The organism is Novosphingobium sp. DS6-6 (assembly GCF_057784975.1).
Map to the genome: position 1 here is coordinate 88,764 of NZ_JBYNTS010000006.1, position 20,046 is coordinate 108,809.

21 protein-coding genes are annotated in these 20,046 nt (G+C 66.6%); 20 read left to right on the forward strand and 1 reads right to left on the reverse strand.

What is annotated here, in order from left to right; translation table 11 throughout:
- The first annotated feature begins 3 nt into the window (after positions 1-3).
- Genes fliF through AC3EDY_RS09320 form a run of 16 tightly spaced genes read left to right on the forward strand, consistent with a single transcriptional unit; the run spans position 4 to position 14,033 of the window.
- Entirely contained in the window at positions 4-1,725 is a 1,722-nt protein-coding gene (gene fliF, locus AC3EDY_RS09245; RefSeq protein ID WP_488572203.1) for a flagellar basal-body MS-ring/collar protein FliF, read from the forward strand.
- Position 1,726: 1 nt separating this feature from the next.
- Positions 1,727-2,740: a flagellar motor switch protein FliG gene (locus AC3EDY_RS09250; RefSeq protein ID WP_488572204.1), complete on the forward strand. Its 1,014-nt coding sequence runs from the start codon at positions 1,727-1,729 to the stop codon at positions 2,738-2,740.
- Positions 2,733-3,365, forward strand: a complete 633-nt coding sequence (locus AC3EDY_RS09255) for a FliH/SctL family protein (RefSeq protein WP_488572205.1) — start codon at positions 2,733-2,735, stop codon at positions 3,363-3,365. Before AC3EDY_RS09250 ends, AC3EDY_RS09255 begins: the two co-directional genes overlap by 8 nt.
- On the forward strand, positions 3,359-4,711 hold the full coding sequence (locus tag AC3EDY_RS09260; protein ID WP_488572206.1) for a FliI/YscN family ATPase: 1,353 nt from the start codon (positions 3,359-3,361) through the stop codon (positions 4,709-4,711). Before AC3EDY_RS09255 ends, AC3EDY_RS09260 begins: the two co-directional genes overlap by 7 nt.
- Before the next feature lie 7 nt (positions 4,712-4,718).
- On the forward strand, positions 4,719-5,198 hold the full coding sequence (locus AC3EDY_RS09265; RefSeq protein ID WP_488572207.1) for a hypothetical protein: 480 nt from the start codon (positions 4,719-4,721) through the stop codon (positions 5,196-5,198).
- A gap of 39 nt (positions 5,199-5,237) precedes the next feature.
- Positions 5,238-6,953, forward strand: a complete 1,716-nt coding sequence (locus AC3EDY_RS09270) for a hypothetical protein (protein WP_488572208.1) — start codon at positions 5,238-5,240, stop codon at positions 6,951-6,953.
- Between the two features lie 48 nt (positions 6,954-7,001).
- The gene (locus tag AC3EDY_RS09275; RefSeq protein WP_488572209.1) at positions 7,002-7,598 is read left to right on the forward strand and encodes a flagellar basal body-associated FliL family protein; all 597 of its coding nucleotides are present in this window, start codon (positions 7,002-7,004) and stop codon (positions 7,596-7,598) included.
- A gap of 43 nt (positions 7,599-7,641) precedes the next feature.
- Positions 7,642-8,547, forward strand: coding sequence for a FliM/FliN family flagellar motor switch protein (locus tag AC3EDY_RS09280; RefSeq protein WP_488572210.1), 906 nt, complete (start codon positions 7,642-7,644; stop codon positions 8,545-8,547).
- A gap of 24 nt (positions 8,548-8,571) precedes the next feature.
- Positions 8,572-8,847 (forward strand): flagellar motor switch protein FliN, encoded by a 276-nt coding sequence (gene fliN / locus AC3EDY_RS09285; protein ID WP_488572211.1) that lies wholly within the window; start codon positions 8,572-8,574, stop codon positions 8,845-8,847.
- A complete protein-coding gene (locus tag AC3EDY_RS09290) occupies positions 8,847-9,119 on the forward strand; it encodes a flagellar biosynthetic protein FliO (RefSeq protein WP_488572333.1) in 273 nt (90 codons plus the stop codon). Before fliN ends, AC3EDY_RS09290 begins: the two co-directional genes overlap by 1 nt.
- The gene (fliP, locus tag AC3EDY_RS09295; RefSeq protein ID WP_488572212.1) at positions 9,116-9,928 is read left to right on the forward strand and encodes a flagellar type III secretion system pore protein FliP; all 813 of its coding nucleotides are present in this window, start codon (positions 9,116-9,118) and stop codon (positions 9,926-9,928) included. Before AC3EDY_RS09290 ends, fliP begins: the two co-directional genes overlap by 4 nt.
- Positions 9,929-9,941: 13 nt before the next feature.
- On the forward strand, positions 9,942-10,214 hold the full coding sequence (gene fliQ / locus AC3EDY_RS09300; RefSeq protein WP_488572213.1) for a flagellar biosynthesis protein FliQ: 273 nt from the start codon (positions 9,942-9,944) through the stop codon (positions 10,212-10,214).
- Between the two features lie 8 nt (positions 10,215-10,222).
- The gene (gene fliR, locus AC3EDY_RS09305) at positions 10,223-11,005 is read left to right on the forward strand and encodes a flagellar biosynthetic protein FliR (RefSeq protein WP_488572214.1); all 783 of its coding nucleotides are present in this window, start codon (positions 10,223-10,225) and stop codon (positions 11,003-11,005) included.
- 3 nt (positions 11,006-11,008) lie between these two features.
- Positions 11,009-12,166 carry an EscU/YscU/HrcU family type III secretion system export apparatus switch protein gene (locus AC3EDY_RS09310; RefSeq protein WP_488572215.1) on the forward strand — a complete coding sequence of 386 codons (1,158 nt, stop codon included), beginning with the start codon at positions 11,009-11,011 and terminating at the stop codon, positions 12,164-12,166.
- 30 nt (positions 12,167-12,196) lie between these two features.
- Positions 12,197-13,660, forward strand: coding sequence for a flagellar filament capping protein FliD (fliD, locus tag AC3EDY_RS09315; protein WP_488572216.1), 1,464 nt, complete (start codon positions 12,197-12,199; stop codon positions 13,658-13,660).
- Position 13,661: 1 nt separating this feature from the next.
- On the forward strand, positions 13,662-14,033 hold the full coding sequence (locus tag AC3EDY_RS09320) for a flagellar export chaperone FliS (protein WP_488572217.1): 372 nt from the start codon (positions 13,662-13,664) through the stop codon (positions 14,031-14,033).
- Between the two features lie 220 nt (positions 14,034-14,253).
- Here the strand turns inward: AC3EDY_RS09320 and AC3EDY_RS09325 are convergent, their stop codons facing one another.
- The gene (locus AC3EDY_RS09325) at positions 14,254-15,294 is read right to left on the reverse strand and encodes a chemotaxis protein CheB (protein WP_488572218.1); all 1,041 of its coding nucleotides are present in this window, start codon (positions 15,292-15,294) and stop codon (positions 14,254-14,256) included.
- A gap of 269 nt (positions 15,295-15,563) precedes the next feature.
- Between AC3EDY_RS09325 and AC3EDY_RS09330 the strand changes: the two genes are divergently transcribed.
- The 4 genes from AC3EDY_RS09330 to AC3EDY_RS09345 are packed head-to-tail and all read left to right on the forward strand — an operon-like array spanning position 15,564 to position 20,045.
- Positions 15,564-15,824: an STAS domain-containing protein gene (locus AC3EDY_RS09330; protein WP_488572219.1), complete on the forward strand. Its 261-nt coding sequence runs from the start codon at positions 15,564-15,566 to the stop codon at positions 15,822-15,824.
- Positions 15,821-18,142, forward strand: a complete 2,322-nt coding sequence (locus AC3EDY_RS09335; protein ID WP_488572220.1) for a chemotaxis protein CheA — start codon at positions 15,821-15,823, stop codon at positions 18,140-18,142. The genes AC3EDY_RS09330 and AC3EDY_RS09335 overlap by 4 nt, the downstream gene beginning before the upstream one ends.
- On the forward strand, positions 18,139-19,008 hold the full coding sequence (locus tag AC3EDY_RS09340) for a CheR family methyltransferase (protein ID WP_488572221.1): 870 nt from the start codon (positions 18,139-18,141) through the stop codon (positions 19,006-19,008). Before AC3EDY_RS09335 ends, AC3EDY_RS09340 begins: the two co-directional genes overlap by 4 nt.
- Positions 19,005-20,045 carry a protein-glutamate methylesterase/protein-glutamine glutaminase gene (locus AC3EDY_RS09345; RefSeq protein ID WP_488572222.1) on the forward strand — a complete coding sequence of 347 codons (1,041 nt, stop codon included), beginning with the start codon at positions 19,005-19,007 and terminating at the stop codon, positions 20,043-20,045. Before AC3EDY_RS09340 ends, AC3EDY_RS09345 begins: the two co-directional genes overlap by 4 nt.
- Position 20,046 lies beyond the last annotated feature (1 nt).

A 20,046-nucleotide genomic window follows, 5' to 3' on the forward strand; every position in this document is an offset into this window, starting at 1 on the left:
TAGATGGCCGATCTGGTTCCGGCCGGGGCCGGTGGCAATCCGCCACTCTCGCTTCTGGCGCCTCTTACCGCTCCGGGTGGCGGGTCGCTGCCCGCGCGCTTTGCCGCGTTCATGCGTCAGCCGCCCCTGCGCCGCGCCTTGCCATGGCTGGGCGGGGTTGCCGCCGTCGGTCTCACCGCCCTGGTGTGGCTGGCCATGGCACCGGCGCCGCAGCGGATGCTCTATTCCGATCTTTCCGATGCCGAGCGGGCACAGGTGACGGCCGCGCTCGACAAGGCATCGATCGCCTACCGCATCGACACCGCGACCGGCGCGATCACCGTGGGCGAGAGCGATCTTTACAAGGCGCGCATGGTGGCCGCTTCCGACGGCGCGGTGGCGGCGCCGGAAACGGGCGAGCAGATGATCGACAAGCTGCCCATGGGCGCCAGCCGCACCGTGGAAGGGCAGCGTCTTCAAGCCGCGCGCGAACGCGAGCTGGAACTGACGATCATGCAGATCGACGGTGTGGAAGCCGTGCGCGTGCATCTGGCCCAGCCCGAAAAGTCGGTCTTCGTGCGGGACAATGCCGCCCCTTCGGCCTCGGTCATGGTGCGGCTGGCCAAGGGGCGCCAGCTTGCCAGCAGCCAGGTTTCCGCCATTGTCAATCTGGTGGCAGGATCGGTTCCGGAACTGTCGATCGATGCGGTCAAGGTGATCGACCAGCACGGACGCCTGCTTTCGTCGGCCAACCCCGGCGATGCCGATCGTCTGGAAATCCAGGGGCGGCTGGAGGACAAGCTGCGCGAGCAGGTTTCGCAGCTGCTGACCCCCATGCTGGGCGCCGGCAATTTTTCCAGCGAAGTGCAGGTCGATCTGGATATGGACCAGGTGACCTCGGCGCGCGAAAGCTATGACAAGCAGGGCGCTGTGCGCAGCGAAACGCAAAGCGCCTCGCAAACCACCGGCAGCGGTGCGATTGGCGTGCCCGGCGTTCTGTCGAACACCCCGCCGGCCCCCACCACCGCAGCGGTCGGCGCGCCGCAGGGAACCCCTGCCTCGACCCCGTCCGGGGCGCCGAGCAATGGCGAAAGCGCGTCTTCGAAAACCTATGAACTGGGCCGCGAAGTGGCGGTGACCAACAATACGCCAGGCCGGATTCGTCGACTGACCGTGGCCGTGGCACTATCGTCGGCCGTGCTTGTCAAAGCCAAACCTGCCGAAATCGACCAGATCAAGCAGCTCGTCAGCGCCGCCGTAGGCGCCGATCCGGGGCGCGGCGATCAGGTGGCCGTGGCCGTCAGGGCCTTCAGCCCGCCCGATATCGCGCCGCCCAGTTTCTATGAAACGCCATGGTTTGCCATGGTCGTGCGCAACGGTGTGGCATTGCTGGCCGTGCTGTTGACACTGCTGCTGGGCGTGCGCCCGCTGCTCAGGGCACTGCGCCGTGATAGCGGCAAGACGGACGGCAGAACGGGCGAAACTGCCGACGGCGGCTTTACTGGCGCCAATGCCATCGCTGCGGATGACGGGTCGCCCCCAGGCCGCAGCATCGGCCCCGGCGCCACGACCGGCACGATCCGGCCGATGCTCGCGCCGGCACAGGACCAGAACGGGGCGATCGACACCGAATTGCTCAGCCGCCAGGTGGGCCTGGCCCAGCGCCTGGTACAGGAAAAGCCCGACAGCGCCGTGGCCGTGTTGCGCCAGATGCTGAAAGAACCTGTCGAAGAAGGCGCCGAGTGACATGGACCTGCAACGCGATAGCCTGACCGATCCCGATCTGGCTGCGGTCATGGTCATGCTGCTGGAAGATCAGCAAGCGGCCGACCTGCTGGCCCAGCTCGATCCCGGCGAGTTGCGCCTGCTGGGCGAAAAGATGTGCTCGCTGGGAGAAATCGGCCCCGTGGCGATCGCACAGTCGATCACCGGCTTTGTGGAAAGGACCGAACGCCTGGGGTTGCCGGCACATGACCGAGTCGGCCAGGTGCGCGCGCTGATGACCCGCGCTGTCGGCGAGGTCAAGGCCGACAATCTGATGTATCGCATCGCGCCCGAGGCCGCGCAGGATACGTCCGCACTCGAACTGGCACGCTGGCTTGTTCCCGAAGTGCTCGTACCACTGATAAAAAACGAGCATCCTCAAGCCATTGCCGTGCTTCTTGTGCAGATCGATTCCGATGTCGCCGCAGCCGTGCTGCACGGGCTTCCCGAAGCGACCCAGACGCAGGTGGTGCACCGCATCGCTACGCTGGGCAAGGTTTCGGGGGAAGCGCTGGCGATGCTGGAACAGGTGCTGACCCGCCGTATCGTTGCCGTGCACAGCCGCGCCGCACTGAACATGGGCGGCCCGCGGGAAGCGGCCGAGATCATCAATGCTGCGGCAAAGACCGTCGAAAAGCGAGTCATGCCCGAAATTTCCAAGCTGGACAAAGCCCTGGCCAAGGAAATCGAGAACGAGATGTTCAAGTTCGAGCATCTTTACGTTCTCGATCCGCAATCCATGGGCGCCATGCTGCGCGAGGTCGACAGCGACACGCTGATCGCCGCGCTCAAAGGCATCGAGGAACCCCAGCGGGACGTGTTCTTCCGCGCGATGTCAACCCGCGCGGCCGATGGCGTGCGTGATGAGATCGCCGCACGCGGCCGCCTGAAACGCGCCGAAGTGAACGAGGCGCAGAAGGCCATGATCACCACCGCCCGCCGCCTTTCGGCCGAAGGGGTGATCATGTTCGGTTCGAGCGAGGACGACTATGTCTGACCTGTTGCGCATTCCCGAGCCTACGGGGACGCTGCGCGCATGGGGCACGATGCCGGCGCCTTCGCACGGCTTTACGCAGGACCCGCGTTTTTCCCGCCCGACGGCCGCAAACCCGGCGCCGGCGGAGTTTGCCCCGCTGCCCGAGCCGGAACGCGACGATCCTGTGGCGCGCGCTCATGCCGATGGCTTTGCCGCCGGGCAGGCTGCTGCGCGAGCGGAAGCGCAGGCTCTGGCGGCGGCGCAGGATGCCGCGCGACACCGCGTGGAAACCGCTTTGCACGCGATGGATGCCGCGCAGGTCCAGGCGCTCGAGGAACGGCTGCGCCAGACCGTGCTGGCGCTGTGCGACGCGGTGCTGGCCGAAGCGGCGATCGATCCCGTGGCCCTGGCTGCGCGCGTGCACCGCGCCGCGCGGTTGCTGGCCCGCGCCGAGGATGCCCGCGTCATCCGCCTGCATCCCGAAGATCTGGCGCTGGTTGGCAACCACCTGCCGCAGGATTGGCATTGCGAGCCCGACGCCGGGCTGGATCGGGGCGCCGTTCGCGTGGATGGCGCGATGGGCGGGGTGGAAGACGGACCGGCGCAATGGCGCCGCGCGCTGGAAGAGGCGCTGCGCCAATGTTGATCGAAGCAGGCGATGCTGCATCCCTGCCGCACCCGGCCCTGCCCATGCTGGCCAGGCTGGCCAGTGCCCGGGCCGATCTTTCGCCGCGCCGCTATGGCCGGCTCAACGCATGCGATGGCGGTCTTCTGGACGTGTCGGGCCTCGCCGTCCCGATCGGCACGCAATGCCGCATTGCCCACGGGCATGGCGATCTTTCGGCCGAAGTGATCGGCTTTCGCAACGGCCGAAGCCTGATGATGCTGCTGGGCGATCCCGTTCTGCTGCGCCCCGGGGCCAGGGTGCGTCCGGAAGGACGGCCCGGTATGGTGCCGGTTGGCGAAGCGTTCTTGGGTCGCGCCGTGGATGGCGAAGGCCGGCCGATAGACGGCGGCCCGCCCCTTGCCACGCAAAGCGAGTGGCCGGCCGGGGGGGTGCGCGCTGGCGCGCTCGACCGCAGCCCGGTGCGCCAGGTGTTCGATACCGGTGTACGGGCGCTCAATGCGCTTGCCACCTTCGGCGTGGGCCAGCGCATCGGCATCATGGCCGGATCAGGCGTGGGCAAGTCGGTGCTGCTCGACATGATCGCGCAGGGTGCCGAAGCCGAGATCGTCATCGTCGGGCTGATCGGCGAGCGCGCGCGCGAAGTGTCTGATTTCGTGGAGCGGCATATGGCCGCCTCGAAACGCGCGCATAGCGCCGTGATCGCAGTTCCGGCCGATCATGCCCCGAACCTGCGCATCCGTGGCGCAATGATGGCCACTGCGCTGGCCGAATACTTCCGCGCCCAGGGCCGGCGCGTCCTGCTGATCATGGACAGCCTGACCCGTGTGGCCCACGCCGGGCGCGAGATCGCGCTGCTGCTGGGCGAACCGGGCGCGGCGCGGGGCTATCCGCCTTCGGCATTGGCCACGATTACCAAGCTGGTTGAGCGGGCGGGCAATTCCGCCGCCAGTGGCGGATCGATCACCGGGCTCTACACGGTTCTGGCCGATGGCGACAACCAGGATGATCCAGTGGTCGATACGGCGCGATCGATCCTCGATGGCCATATCGTGCTCTCGCGCGAACTGGCGCAGCGTGGACACTATCCGGCCATCGACATTCCAGCATCGCTCAGCCGCGTGATGACCGATATCGCCGATCCACGGCATCAGGAGCTTGCGCGGCAGTTTCGCGCGCTCATCGCCACTTATGAGACGAACCGCGATCTGGTGCTGATGGGGGCCTATCGCCAGGGCACCGATCCGCAGCTTGATCAGGCCATTGCCATGCATGGCGCGCTGGCCGCGTTCCTGATGCAACCCGCGCGCACGACCGTGCCGATGGAGGCCAGCATTGCCGAGTTGACGCAGCTGCTGGGCAGCTGACGCGGCGATGTCCATCAAATCCCCGCATCAGCGAATGGCGCGGCTGCGCCGGCTCGAACGTCTGCGCGCGATCAGCCACCGCCAGGCGGTGGTGGCTGCAGGCCATGCCGAAGGCACGCTGGCGCAACTGCAACACCTGGCCGACCGCACCGGCGAGCTTGTGCAGACCTATGCTACCCGGACCGATGCATCCGACGGGGCGGCGCTGGCGCATCTCGGCGCCTTTCGTGCCGGGCTCGATCGCATCGCTCACAGCACGGCAACGGAAATCGATACCGCCCGCCGCATTGCCGATGCCCGCGCCGCAGAAGTGGCGGCCGCCGAGCGCCGCCGCGCCGCAGTGGCGGAGCGGATCGCGGCCGAAGCGCGGCTGCTGGCCCGTGCGCAGGCCCAGGCCGGAACGCCGCTTGGCTCGGCGCGCAACCGGGAAGAACACGTATCCACCGTCACGCCGGAGCCCAATCCCGGCGATTGGCACGGGTCTTGAATTAACCCTGATCGTATTGCCCCAGGAGCTTGCCTCGCAATGGTTTCGATCGCTGCATCACCCGCCGCCAATTCAGCCGCGTCTGGCCTTCCCGGCCCGGCCGCACTGACCGCATCCGGGCAAGCGACATCCGGGGAATCGCGCAGTTTCGCAGCGTTTCTCGACAGCGCAGAAGCGACGCCCGCAGAGCCGCGCCCCGCGCCCGCCGGACGAGACGATGGCGAGGCGCGCCCAAACGGCCTCGTTTCGACCGCCAGGCTGCTGCCGGCAGACGGCAAAAACCTGCCGGCAAACGGCAATGCCCCCGGTGATGGACGCGATGGCGCGGTCGTTGTGACACCTGCCCCGCAAGCGGGCGCGGCGAACCTCGCCATGACGGCGGCCGCTGCCCCCACCCTGCCAGTCGCCGCATCGCCAGCCCCGTCCAGCGACGGCGGCGAGGCCGTCGATGCGCGGATCGCGGCTCTGCCGGATGGCGGTGAGCAAGCCGCGACTGCCGCCATTCGAGCGGCCATGCCCGGCCTCGCGGTTGCGCGCAAAACACCTGACGACGAGGATCCGGGCGCAGATGCCGCCCCTGTCACCGACGCATCGGCACGGCCCGCATCCGATGATGCCACGCACGATGCGCAAGCCGGCCTGGCGCAACCCGGCCCGACTTTGCCCGCCGTGATCGAGTCTGGTCTGGGGCAGTCTGGCGTAACCCCGTCTGGCGTGACTCAGCTCGCGCTGCTCCAGCACGGTGCGTCGATCACGCAAGGGGCGCCGGACCAAGCCCCGGCATCGTCCGGCAAAGCTGCCGCGCGCGATGGCGTCTCGCACACAATTGCTGCGCACAACGGTCTGGCGCCCGCCCCTGCAGCACCGCCCGTCGCCTTGCCCCCAGACACGCGCATGAGCCCGCGGCAGGCTGCCGCCGATATGTCTCTGGCCGGCGCGCAACCGCAAACCGCGCCGATCGCGCTTACCCCCGGAACAGGCCCCGCTGCCGAAGGCGAGATTGAGCACGACCGCGATGCCGGGCTGCCCGGCGGCTCTACGCGGCAGGCACTGGCCACCCGTCAGCCGCTGTCGCATACTGCTGCACCGGTTCCTGCCGGCGGGACGCAAACCGCCCCGCAGACGATCACGCCGTCTTCTGCCCGCATTGCCGGGGCGGCCGCAAGCGATGGGTCGGCAGAGGCGATGACCGTGCCGCCAGCGGCCTCCACCATCATCGTGCCCACCCCGCAATCGGCAGCGATACAGCCTGCCGCGACGCCTGGCGCGGCGGCGACGATCCCGACGGCAGCCGGCGTCCTTCCGGGCGCACAAGTGGCTGCGCTGGTCGATGCCGTGGCCCAGGCGCGCCAGGACGGCATCGGCGCAAGCGTCACCGCCACGCTTGCCCATGGCACGTTCGGCCGGATCGATCTGGAATTCCAGGCAAAAGACAAGGGCCTGACCGTGACCATGGCGAGCGCCGATCCCGGCTTCGCCCCCGCTGTTCTGGCCGCCGGCCGGGCGGATACGGGCGCATCTGCCAATGCAAACAGCGGCGGCGGCGGCCAGAATGGCAATGCCCAGACGCAAGGGTTCGCCGGCCAGGCGCAGGGCCAAGGCCAGTCGCAGGGTCAATCCTCTGGCCAGTCGCCCGGGCAGAGCGGCGATGGCCGGCCGCGCGCACCCCTGCCCGATAGCGCCAGCCCCGCCGCACGGCGCGAAGCGGGCCATGGTGACGAACCCGATCAGACACAGGGCGGCGTCTTCGCCTGAAGACCGCCGCAACAACCCGTATGCCCATCGAATATCTGAGGACCGAGCATGAGCGACAGGAAGGACAAGGATACGTCCAAGAAAAGAAAGAGCCGCACGCTGCTGCTTGCCGGCGTGGCTGCGGGCACGCTCGTGGCCGGGGGCGGCGGGGTCTATGCCCTGTTCGCCATGCACGTGCTGGGCCTGCCCCAAGTTTCCGCCCATGAGGAAAACAACCCCAGGCTGGTCCGCAAGGGTGAGGAAGATCCCTATGCCCCGGTTGCGAAAGACGAAGGCGAGGGCGGCGAAAGCGCCGGCAAGGAGATCAACGGCGAGGGCGGCAGCCAGTACCGCACCATCTATTTCTCGTTTTCCGACGATTTCACGTCGAACCTCAAGGATTCCGACCGTCTCGTCCAGACCTCGATCGCCGCATCGACGCGCCGCGATTACCGGGTAGTGATGTGGATGAAGAAGCACGAGTTGGCGCTCCGCTCGGTCCTGCTGACGGTATTGGCCGATACGCCGGACACCGATGTGGAAACGACCGTGGGCAAGCAGCGCCTGCAACAGCGCATGACCGCAGCGATCAACAAGGTGCTGACCGATACCGAAGGGTTCGGCGGCGTGGACGCCGTCTATTTCAGACAGTTCATCGTGCAGTGACGCACGCCGACGATCCGCTTTGGGGCAATGGGGAAACAAGACGATGAAGCCTGAACGGGAATTCGTGGCAGAGCGAGTGGTCGCGCGCCACTGCAGCCAGTTGCTGCGCCCCGGCCCGAGCCAGGCAGACCTGGTGAACGCGCTGAGCCGCACCGCGGAAAAGCTGGCGCGCGAATTCGCCGCCGCGCTGGCCGGGCTGCTGGGAGGCGAAGAGCCGCTGGTGGAATGCGGCCGGCCCGAACGCACGATCTATTCGGATTACGCCACCATGCAGGTCATGGGGCATCGCAATCTGGGCGCCTACACACTGTTCGGGGCCGGTGCCGGCAATGATCCCATCCTGGGCATGGTGGCTGGCGAAGTCGTGCTGAGACTGGTCGACCGCGCGTTTGGCGGTGCGGGCGTTGCCCCGCAGCAATTGCCGCGCGAACTGCCCTTGTCGGCAGAACTCATGGTCCACCGGCTGGAACTCCTCATCGCCAGATGCCTGGCAGCAGCGCTTGGGGCACAGGCGGCCGATGCCATCCGCCCGCTGCACCGCGAAGGCAATATCGACCACCTCGCACCCTTTGCCAACGACGCGGAGATTGTTGCCCTGGTGTTTTCGGTGACCGAACCGGGCCGCGCGCCCTGGGCGATCGAGATGGCTTTTCCCTATCCCACGCTGGCCGCGCTTTTTGCCAACGGCGATGGCCCGGCACCCCGCGGCGAACCTGCCCCGGCAGACCCGCGCGAAGCGCCGTTTGCCCAGGTGCCGCTGCCGATCAGCGCCGTTCTGGTCGACATGCGCCTGCCGCTCGTGGCGATTTCAGCACTGGAAGTGGGCCAGATCCTGCCCGTCCCTGTCGCGCGCGCCGTACCGTTGCGCGTTGCCGGGCAGACCATCGCCCATGGCACGGTGGGCGCGGTCGACGATCGCCTTGCCGTCCAGCTTTCGCACGTTTTCTAGATTTCAGACCTGGGGGGTTTCACAATGTCCTTTCAACCGCGCGGCTTCGATTTCCTCAAGGACGTCGACGTGCGCCTCACCGTCGAACTGGGCCGAACAGAAATGAAGCTCAAGGATGTCCTGGCGCTTGGCCAGGAAAGCGTCGTCATGCTCGACCGGCTGACCGACGAACTGCTCGACGTGATGGTCAACGGCAAGCTGATCGCGCGGGGTGAGGTGGTCGCCCAGGGCGATCGCTTCGGCCTGCGGATCGTGGAACTGGCCGGCACCGAGAACGCGCCGCGCAAGGACGTGGCGTGATGGGCTGGTATATTCTCAAGCTGCTGATCGTGCTGCCGCTGATCGGCGGCCTGGCCTGGGGCTCGCTGCGCCTGGCCAAGCGTTTCGAAGGCCGGATGGGCACGCCCGCAAACCAGCGGACGGTGAAAGTTATCGAAACCCAGATGCTTTCCCCCACCTTGCGTCTGGCCGTGATCGAATTCCACGACCGGGAGATCCTGGTTTCGACGTCGAAGAACGGCCTCGTGCGCCTGGCCGAAGCACCGGCGCGCAGGCGAGACGAGCAGCTATGACGGAAATGCGCACCAAGCGCTTGGCGCGCGCGCTTTCCGCCTGGGCACTGGCGCTCGCCGTGCTGCTGCTTCCCGGCGCGGCGCTGGCCCAGGCCGCCCCCGGCGGTGCACCGGGCGCGACGGCCATACCCGGCGCGCTCGACCGCGCGTTCAGCCAGATCGCGGGCGCACAATCGCAAGGCAGCCTGTCGCTGTCGTTGCAGTTGCTCCTCATCATGGGGCTGCTCACGATCCTGCCGTCGCTGATCCTGATGATGACGAGCTTCACCCGCATTCTGGTGGTGCTCTCGATCCTGCGCACCGCGCTGGGCCTGCAGCAATCGCCGCCCAACCAGATTCTGATCGGGCTGTCGCTGTTCCTGTCGCTTTTCGTGATGGCCCCGACACTCGACCGGGTCAATGCAACGGCGATACAGCCCTATTCAGCCGGGCAGATCAACGCCGAGCAGGCGATCGGCGCGGCGGGCATGGAATTTCACGCGTTCATGGTGCGGCAGACCCGCGAACGCGATCTGCTGATGTTCACCGACATGGCGAAGGCACCGCATTATGCCGCCAGCCGCGACGTTCCCTTTTCCATCCTGCTGCCGGCCTTCGTCACCAGCGAACTGAAAACAGCGTTCCAGATCGGATTCATGCTGTTCCTGCCCTTTCTGGCGATTGATCTGGTGGTTTCGTCGGTGTTGATGAGCCTGGGGATGATGATGATGTCGCCCACGGTCGTCTCGCTGCCGTTCAAGCTGTTGCTGTTCGTGCTGGTCGATGGCTGGGCTCTGCTGATGGGCAGCCTGGCTTCGAGCTTCGGCTAGGGGAGACGCCGCGATGGACGATACGGCATCCCTGATGGCGCTGGCCGATCGCATGCTGTGGATCACCGCGCTGGTCGCCGCGCCCGTGCTGATCGCGAGCCTGGCGGTGGGCCTGGTGGTGGGGATCATCCAGGCGGCTACCTCGGTCAACGAACAGACGCTGACTTTCGTGCCCAAGCTGGCGGTAACGGCACTGGTGCTGGTGCTGCTGGGCGGGGCCATGCTGGGGCTGGTCGCCGATTTCACGAAAGACATTTTCGCGCAGATCGCGGCAATGGGGCAGTAGGACGCGCGATGATCCAGATGAACTTCGGGTTCGGCGCACTGGAAGCCGAATTCTGGCGCATGGTCTTCCTGATGACACGCTGCGGCGCCGCGCTGGTGGCCGTGCCGTTGTTTGGCAGTCAGCAGGTGCCGATGCAGGTGCGCGTTGTTCTGGCCGGGGCATTATCGGCGCTGCTGTGCAACTGGACCACGGTGGCCGCACCGGCGGCGCTGTTTTCGCTGCCAGGTCTGGTGGCTATCGCTGGCGAATTGGCGATAGGGCTGGCGCTTGGTTTCGTGCTGCAATTCGCCTTTGCCGCGCCGGTCATCGCGGCCGAGCTGATCGGCGCGAGCATGGGCCTGAGCATCGCGACGGCTGCCGATCCGGTTTCGGGCGGGCACTCACCGGCGCTGGGACAATACTTTTCGGTGCTGCTGACGATCATATTCCTGGGCCTTGGCGCCCATCTGCAGTGGTTTGCACTGCTGGTGGAAAGCTATCGCGCCTTTCCGCCGGGCAGCGGCTGGTTCACGCCCGATCGCATGGGCTTGATCGCCGGATTCGGCACGCAGATGTTCGTTTCGGCACTCGCCATCGCCCTGCCGACGGTGCTGCTGCTCATGCTGGTGCAGATCACGTTCGGCATCCTGGCGCGTTCGGCGCCCAGCCTCAACATCTTTGCGCTGGGCCTGCCGCTGGGCGTGATCGCCGGGATCGGGGCACTGGTCGCTTCCGCGCCGCTTGTCGCTGATGCGCTTGCCGATCTCGTGGCGCTTGGTCTTGGCCAGGCCCAGGGCTTGCTGGCAAAGTAGCCGATGGCACAAGGCGAAGGCAGCGGCGAAAAGACATTCGCCCCCACCGAAAAGCGCAAACGCGATGCGGCGCAGAATGGCGACGTACTGCGCTCGCGCGAACTTGGCACGGCAGCGGGCGTCTTTGCCGGCATCGCCTGGCTGTGGCTGGCGGGACCATGGCTCCTGGGGCAGATGGGCCAGATAACCCGCAGCGGCCTTTCGTGGGACCGCGACACGCTCGATCATTTCGACCCTGGCCGGCGCATGGCAGGGGCCCTGATCGCCACGCTGCCGCCCATTCTGGTGCTGGGTGCCGGGTTGATCGCGGTTACGCTGGTTTCTCAGCTTGGCTTTTCGGCCGGTCGCTGGAACGCGGGCAACCTCGCGCCCAAGGGGTCGCGCCTCGATCCGGCCAAGGGCCTTGCCCGCATGTTCGGCATGCAAGGCCTGATCGAGCTGGGCAAGGGCCTGGCCAAGGTCATCCTGCTGGGCAGCATGGCGTGGTTCTGGATGCGGGGGCGGCTGACGGGGCTTGTGGGCCTTGGCGGCGGGCAGATCACCACCGGGGCGCTGGCCGGGCAGCTTGGCTATGCCTGGGATGCAATGCTTTCGCTGCTGGTGCTGCTGGCATCGGGACTGGTGCTGATCGCGCTGGTCGATTTTCCAGTGCAGTTCGCGCGGCGTTTTCTGCGCCTGCGCATGAGCCTGCAGGAAATCCGCGACGAAACCAAGGAAAGCGAAGGATCGCCCGAAAAGAAATCCGCCATTCGCAGCCGCCAGCGCGAGATCGCCATGGCCGGGGTCAACAAGGCCATGCGCGAGGCGCAGTTCATGATTACCAATCCCACGCATTTTGCCGTGGCGCTCGCCTATGATCCAGACAAGGCGGCCGCACCCGTGGTGCTGGCCAAAGGGCGCGGGGAAAAAGCCCTGGCCATGCGCGAGCTGGCGGCCGAGCTTGCTGTTCCCACGCTGGAATATCCGGCCCTGGCGCGCTCGGTCTATTACACCACGCGCGAGCGGCAGGTGATCCGCGAGGAACTCTATGGCCCGATCGCGGCGATCCTGGCGTTCGTCATGTCGCTCAAACGCGGGGAAACCCCGCCCACTCCGATGATCAACGTGCCGGTCAGCCTGCGCTTCGACGCCGATGGCCGGCCGGAAGCGATCGCCCCTTAAGAAACTTGAAGCAGGGACGTTCTGGACAGTATGACCACGACTTCATCGACCAGTTCGACCACTTCAACGTCGAACACCTCGTCCTCGTCCGCCACCGCCAAGCTGCTGGCGTCGCTGGGTAGCGACTCGATCGACAGCTCGGGCCTTGCCGAACAGCTTTCGGCCGCACAATATGCGGCCCGGATCGACGCTGTCACGAACAAGCAGAGCAAAGTCGAAACTCAGATTTCCGATGCCTCCACACTCAAGTCGATGGTCAGTTCGCTGGCCTCGTCGCTGGGCACGCGCGTGCGCCAGGGCGATCTGGCGGTGACACCGACGATCACCAACAGCGCGGTGGCAACGGTGACCAAGGGCTCGCTCAGCGGCAGCGGAACATCGACGCTCGAAGTGACGCAACTGGCCAAGGGACAGACGCTGGTCAGCCCCACGATGACATCGGCCACGAGCGCCGTGGGCACCGGCACGTTCACGCTGCGCTTCGGCACCATGGCGGGCGGCGCGTTCACGGCAGACGCCACACGCAGCCAGGTGGACATCGCCCTGACCGCAGACGACACGCTTTCCACCCTGGCGCAGAAGATCAACGCTGCGGGCGCGGGGGTATCGGCCTATGTCGCCACGGGTGCGGGCGGGGCGCAACTGGTGATCAAGGGTGCCGACGGCGCGGCCAACGGGTTCGAAATCGAAACCACCCCGGATTCCGGCGATACGACTCTCGCGGCATTCGGCTGGACAGCCTCTGGCGATGCGACACGACTCAAGTCCTCGGCCAGCGATGCACTGTTCACGCTTGACGGCGTCGCGCGCACGTCGACATCGAACACGATCACCGATGCGGCGCCAGGCCTCACGCTGAAACTGACCGGAACCAACGTCGGATCGCCTACCACGATCGGCTTTTCCGATCCTTCGACCGCGATTCAGTCGGCGATGACCGATCTGGTCGATGCGCTGAACGAGATCGTCAAGACGTTGAACACCGGTACCGATCCCAATACCGGCTCGCTCAACAACAATGCCGGCGCCCGTTCGCTGCGGCAGACGTTGAGCAAGCTTTCGAGCACGGTGATCATGCCCAACGCGACGGCCGGCCAGCCCGCAACGCTTGGCGACCTTGGCCTCAAGATCAACCGCGACGGGACCTACAGCCTGGATACGAACGTGCTGAGCAAGACCATGGCGAAGAGCCCCGACGGCGTCGCCGCCATGTTCACCAATGGCCTTTATGGCGTTTATGGCACGTTCGACAAGATTTCGCGCGATGTGGCATCGACCACCGATTCCAATTCCCTGGGCGGCGTGATCGCGGCGCTGAACAGCAGGAAGACGTCTCTTGCGACGCAGCTTTCCGATCTGCAGACCAAGCAGGAAACGCTGCGTACGCAACTGGTCGGCCGCTATTCCACGCTTGCCACCAAGGTATCGGATTCGCAGTCCACGCTTTCGTTCCTGAAAGACCAGATCGCCTCGTGGAACAAGTCGGGCGATTGAGATGCGCCATTACCGCGATCCCGGGGAAGCCTATCGCCGCGTCGATTTCGACGCGCGCGTATGCGGTGCCAGCCCGCAGCAGCTTGTCGATCTGTGCCTGGAACAGGTGGCCAGCTCGCTCGGCCGCGCGATCTATGCCGAAAGAACCGGCGACAACGCTGCCAAGAGCGCCGCGCTCACCCGTGCGGTCTCGGCGCTGACGGCGCTGCAGATGGGGGTGGATAGTGAAAGCCCTGCCGGCCCCGCGCTGATGCAGCTCTATCAGGCGGCGCGACACGCCGTGCTGGACAGCGCACTGCGTTTTGACCGGGCGAAGATGGAAACGATCCGCAACGATTTTCTCGAGATCCGCCAAGCCATGATGGGCAGTTGAACGCCGCCCGGCACGCAATCAAAAGCCCGGTGCAGCCCAAGCCGCACCGGGCTTTTTGCATGGCCCGATGCGGGGTCGCACCGTCCCGAGCGACATGCCATCGGTGCGAGACGCAAAAGACCCGGCGCTGCGAAGATCGCAGGCGCCGGGTCAAGGACAGGCGTTACCGCCCGATCGCCGGCCGGGGAGGGAGAGGCCGGGAAACCTCTGCAACAGGGCGTCAGCTCTGGTTGCACAATCCGATCACGGCATCGCCCAGATCGTCGAGCGAAACCTGATGGCCCGCCGCACCCAGATCGATCGCGGCGGCGGGCGCCTCGCTGACGAGGGCGGTGCGCGGATCCTGCACGATCGTGTCCATCCCGCTATCGCGCAGCAGCTTCAGACCCTTGGCGCCATCGTTGCCCATGCCGGTAAGCAGTGCGCCGACCGCCGGAATGCCGGCCCGCGCGATGGAACCATAGAGCAGGTTGGCGGAGGGGCGCGATCCTTCCACCGGTTCGCGCTGCATCAGGCGGATACGGGGCGGCTGGCCCGGTTCGACCACCACATGCCGTTCGGGATCGGCGGCGATATGGATCGTGCCCTGGCTGAGGGCCGCGCCATCGCGCGCGATCTTGACGCTGCACCCAAGCTCGGAATCGAGCCGCTTGATAAAGGTTTCCGCCAGCATCGGTTCGGCCTGGAGGCAAATCACCGTGGGCGGGCATTCATCGGGCCAGTTGGCCAGGATCGTGGTCAGGGCGTCGATCCCGCCCATCGAGGCGCTGAATGCCACGAAGCGGCCGTTCCAGGCGAACCGGGCAGCCTCGGCGGCGGCCGCTTCGCGCTTGGCCTGCTGCCGCGACCGGTCGCGCACGTTGCTGTTGGCCGCGGCGAGCACGATCTTGCCCAGCTTGCCCACCGTCTTGGCGAACTGTTCGGGCGTTGCCTTGAGCGGCTTGGGAAAGCATTCCACCGCGCCGAGCTCGAACGCCTTGAGCGAGGTTTCGGTGCCGGCCTGGGTGAGGCTGGACAGCATCACCACCGGCAGCGGGTTGCTGCCCATGATCTCTTCCAGAAACTCGATCCCGCTCATCCCCGGCATTTCCACGTCGAGCGTGATCACGTTGGGCTTGAGATCGGCGATCCGCTCGCGCGCGTCCGCGGCATTGGCGGCCGCACCGACGACGACGACATTCTTGGTCTGATCGAGGATGTCCGAGAACAGCGCGCGCATTGCCGCCGAATCGTCCACCACAAGAACCCGAGCTTCGTGCATGGATCGTGAAACCTCTGTCTGGGCGCGCGTCCCGGCGCCATTTGCCGGCTCTCTTTACCCGTGCAGGCCCATGCAAATTCCATCCGCGGCCCTAGGTATCTCAACGTAAGCAGGCGGAAAGCGCGCCTTTCCCGATTCCGTCTATTCCACTGCCCAACGCCCGACACCGCGCCCCGGCCGGCCACGCCAATCCTGGCGATGCCCGGTCCGGATCGCGTTGCCGCCGTGACGATGACGACGCCGAGCGCTATCGAGGGGAAACCGACGCGATGCCCACGATCACTTTGCCATCCCGCTGCGATCGTGCGGCCGCCGAAGCGCTGCTGCCCGAACTGCTCGCCGGGCTGGGTGCCGGCCCGCTCCAGATCGACGGTACGGCCTGTGCCCATGTGGGCCAGGCCATGTTCCAGGTTCTGGTCAGTGCCCGCCGCAGCGGCGATGGCGCCGTGATCGATCCTTCGCCCGCCTTGCGCGAGGCGGCCCGCCAGATCGGGCTGGAAGCCGAACTCTTCGACGGAGCCCCAGCATGAATGCCGAGGAAATTCAGGCGATCTTCTTTGCCGAATGCGAGGAATCGCTCGCTGCGGCAGAGCAGGGCCTGGCGGCCTGCAAGGACGGCACCCAGGATGCCGACACCGTTAACGCGGTGTTCCGCGGCGTCCATTCGATAAAGGGCGGCGCCGGCGCTTTCGGGTACATCGCGCTGCAGGCCTATACCCACACCTTCGAAACGCTGCTTTCGGACGTGCGCGATGGCACCGTGCCGATCACCGAGCCGCTGATCGATCTGCTGCTGCGCGCGCTCGATACGCTGAGCGATCACGTCATGGCGGCCCGTGGGCAGGGCGAAACGCCCGACGATGCCGCGTTGCAGGCCGAACTGACGGCTGCCATGGCCGCCAATGCGGGCAGCGCGCCAGCGCCTGCCGTCACGCCGGAACCGGCGGCCGCGCGGGAAGAAGAAGCTGCGCCCGAACCCGAGGCGGGCAGCAGTGCCGACGATGACATGGGCCTGGATTTCGATGCGATGCTCGATAGCATCGCCGGCGCCATGGGAAGCGGCGACACCGCGCCCGCGCCGGGCGAAGATGCGGTGGCGGCGGGATGGCTGGTCAGGATCCGCCCCCACGCCGGCGCCATGCGCAACGGCAGCGAACCCATGCTGATGCTGCGCGAAGTGCTGGAACTGGGCGGTACCTGCATCGAGTGCGATGTGGGCGCCGTGCCCCATCTCGACGCGCTCGATCCGGGCCTGGGCTATCTCGGCTGGACGTTCCGCATGCCGGCCGATGTCGATGAAGGCGCGGTGCGCGACGTGTTCGATTTCGTTGGCGACGATTGCGAAATCGCGATCGGCCCCGATGCACCCATGCCCGCGCTGCGCCTGCCGGCCCCACAGGCAACGCCCACCCCACGGTCCGCCCCTCAGCCCGTCCCCCTGTCCGCATCGCCAGCGCCCGCACCCTTGGCGGACATATCGCCGGCGGCCGCACCGCTGACAGCCGCCGCGGCAGCAGACGCCACTTCCACCCCAGCCGTCGCCGCGACCACCGTTGCCGCCCCGGCTGCGGCGATGCCGGCGGCAACCGCCGCCGCTGCCCCGGCGGCGCCGCCCGCGCCGCCCGCACCCGGCCAATCGATCCGCATCGAGCTGTCCAAGCTCGACAAGCTGATCGACGCCGTGGGCGAACTGGTCATCGCCCAGGCAATGATGGCCCAGCGCCTTTCGAACGAGGGACTCGCCGCCAGCGAGGAGATCGCGGTGCTCGACGGCCTCACCCGCGATATCCAGGAAAACGCCATGGCCATCCGTGCCCAGCCCATCGGCTCGGTCTTCAGCCGGGTGCCGCGCATCCTGCGCGAGCTTTCGGCCACCACCGGCAAGCACGTAAAGCTGGAAGTGTCGGGCGAAAGCACCGAACTCGACAAGACGGTGATCGAGCGACTGGGGGAGCCGTTGACCCACCTGATCCGCAACGCGGTGGACCATGGCATCGAAAGACCCGAGGAACGCCTGGCCGCCGGCAAGAGCGCCGAAGGCACGCTGGCGCTTTCGGCCGAGCACCGTTCGGGCCGCATTCTCATTCGCATTGCCGATGACGGACGCGGCATCGACCGCGAACGCGTGCTGGCCAAGGCAATCGAAAAAGGCCTGGTCGCGCCCGACGCCCAGCTGGCCAAGGAAGAAATCGACGCGCTGATCTTTGCGCCCGGCTTTTCGACGGCACAGACCGTATCCAACATTTCCGGCCGCGGCGTCGGCATGGATGTGGTGCGCCAGAACGTCAAGGATCTGGGCGGGCGCATTACGATCGAATCCGAACAGGGAGTGGGCACCACGTTCACGCTGACCCTGCCGCTCACGCTCGCCATATCCGATGGCATGGTCGTCAACGTCGGTGATCAGACGCTGGTCGTTCCGCTGGCCAACGTGGTCGAATCGCTGCGGCCGACGATGGAAGACGTCAAGGGCCTGGGTGCGAACCGGGCGATGATGAACGTGCGCGGCCGCTTCATTCCGGTCGTACCGCTGCACGCGTCGGTCGGCGCGTTCGGCGCGGTGGAGGCCCCGCAGGACGGCGTGCTGATCGTGGTCGAAACCGAAGGGACCGGCCGCGCCGCCCTGCTGGTCGATTCGATCGTCGATCAGCGCCAGGTGGTCATCAAAAGCCTCGATACCCATTATCGGTCCGTCGAGGGCGTGGCCGGGGCCACGATCCTGGGCGATGGCCGCGTAGCCTTGATCGTCGATGTCGATGGCCTTGTCGCCCACAGCCTGGCCGACCATGGCCAGATCGGCTCCAGCCAAATCCCAGGTGCGGGCGCTGGATTGGCCGAAGCCGCATGAGCGTCCATGCCGCCTTTGACAAGGACCTGCCCGGTGTTAGCCCGGGGGTATACGATGCCGCCGATTTTCGGGCGGTAAGCGAAATTGCCCACCGCGAAGCCGGTATCGTTCTGCCGCCCGGCAAGGCGATGCTGGTCTATTCCCGGCTGGCCCCCCTGGTGCGCGACACCGGCTGCCAGACGTTTTCCGCCTATGTCCAGCGCATCCGCGAAAACGCCGCAGAGCGCACCAAGGCGATCTGCGCGCTGACCACCAATCACACCTTCTTCTATCGCGAAGCGCATCATTTCGAACATTTCGCGCAAGCCGTGCGCCCTCGCCTGCTCGAGCAACTCGACCGCGGGGGCAAAGTGCGGATGTGGTCGGCCGGGTGCTCCAGCGGCGAAGAGACCTGGTCGCTGGTCATGACCTTGCTGGGGCCCGAACGGGGCGAAGGCCTCAAGCTGGCGCGGCGGGACATCCGCATCCTGGCCAGCGACATCGCCACCCATGCCATCGCCAAGGCCCAGGCCGCGCGGTATCGCCAGGAAGACCTGAAGCCGGTGCCCGAACCGTTGCGCCGCGCCTGGACCGTGCCTGACGGCCAGGATGCCACGATTGCCGGCGAAGCGCAGAACCTCGTTCGTTTCCGCCATCTCAATCTGCTGGGCGATTGGCCCATGGCTGGTGCCTTTGACGTGATATTCTGCCGTAATGTTATGATATACTTTGATAATCCAACCAAAGAACGGTTGGTGGCGCGCTTCGCCCAGAAACTGGTGCGCGGCGGCCATCTCTATATCGGCCATAGCGAGCGGGTTACGGGTCCGGCGCTGGACGACCTGGCGAACATGGGCCCGACGATCTATGCAAGGAGGGCGGCATGACGATCCGTGTGGTGATTGTCGAGGATTCGCCCACGATGCGGGCCATCCTCATGAACCGGCTGTCGAGAGAACCGGATATCGAAGTGGTGGCTGCCGCCGCCAATGCCGCCGAAGGGCGACAGGTAATCCGCGAACTGGACCCGGACGTGGTCACGCTCGATGTGGAAATGCCGGGCATGAATGGCCTGGATTTCCTGGAAAAGATCATGCAGTTGCGTCCCACGCCGGTAATCATCGTATCGGGCGCGACGCAACGCGGCACCGATACCACCGCTCGCGCGCTCGCGCTGGGTGCGGTCGATTGCTATGCCAAAAGTGAAATGGGCCGCGGCATGGCGCTGGAAGACAGCGGGCGGCTGGCCGACATGATCCGCAGCGCATCGAAAGTGCGGTTTGCCCCGCGCGGCACGCCGGCGCCGGCCGTGCCGGCCAGCCGCATCGCCGCCCAGGCCCGCCTGTCGATTGCTGATCGGCCGCGCCTTATTGCCATCGGTTCGTCCACCGGCGGGGTTGAAGCGCTGCAGATTCTTCTCTCGGATTTTCCGGCGGACTGTCCGCCCACGCTGATCGTGCAGCATATCAACGAACGTTTCGCCCCGGCCGTGGCGCGCACGCTCGATCAGCACTGCCCGCCCCGCATCCAGCTGGCCGAGCCCGACATGCCCCTGCGCGAAGGTTACGTCTATCTGGCGCCGGGCGACGAACGCCATCTGAGCGTCGGCGGCGCCGCGAGCCTGCATGCCAAGCTGCGCCGCGGAGACCCGGTTTCAGGCCACCTGCCCTCGGTGGACGTGCTGTTTTCGTCAGTGGCCGAGGTGGTCGGCGCCCAGGCTGTAGGCATCCTGCTGACTGGCATGGGGGCCGACGGTGCAAGGGGTCTGCTGGCCATGGCGCAGAAAGGTGCGTGCACTATCGCCCAGGACGAGGCGACATGCACCGTCTTCGGCATGCCGCGCGCGGCGATCTCGCTGGGCGCGGCACGGGTTGTCGCACCGATCGGGCAGATTGCCCGCCACGCTTTCAGCAAGGCGGCGTGAA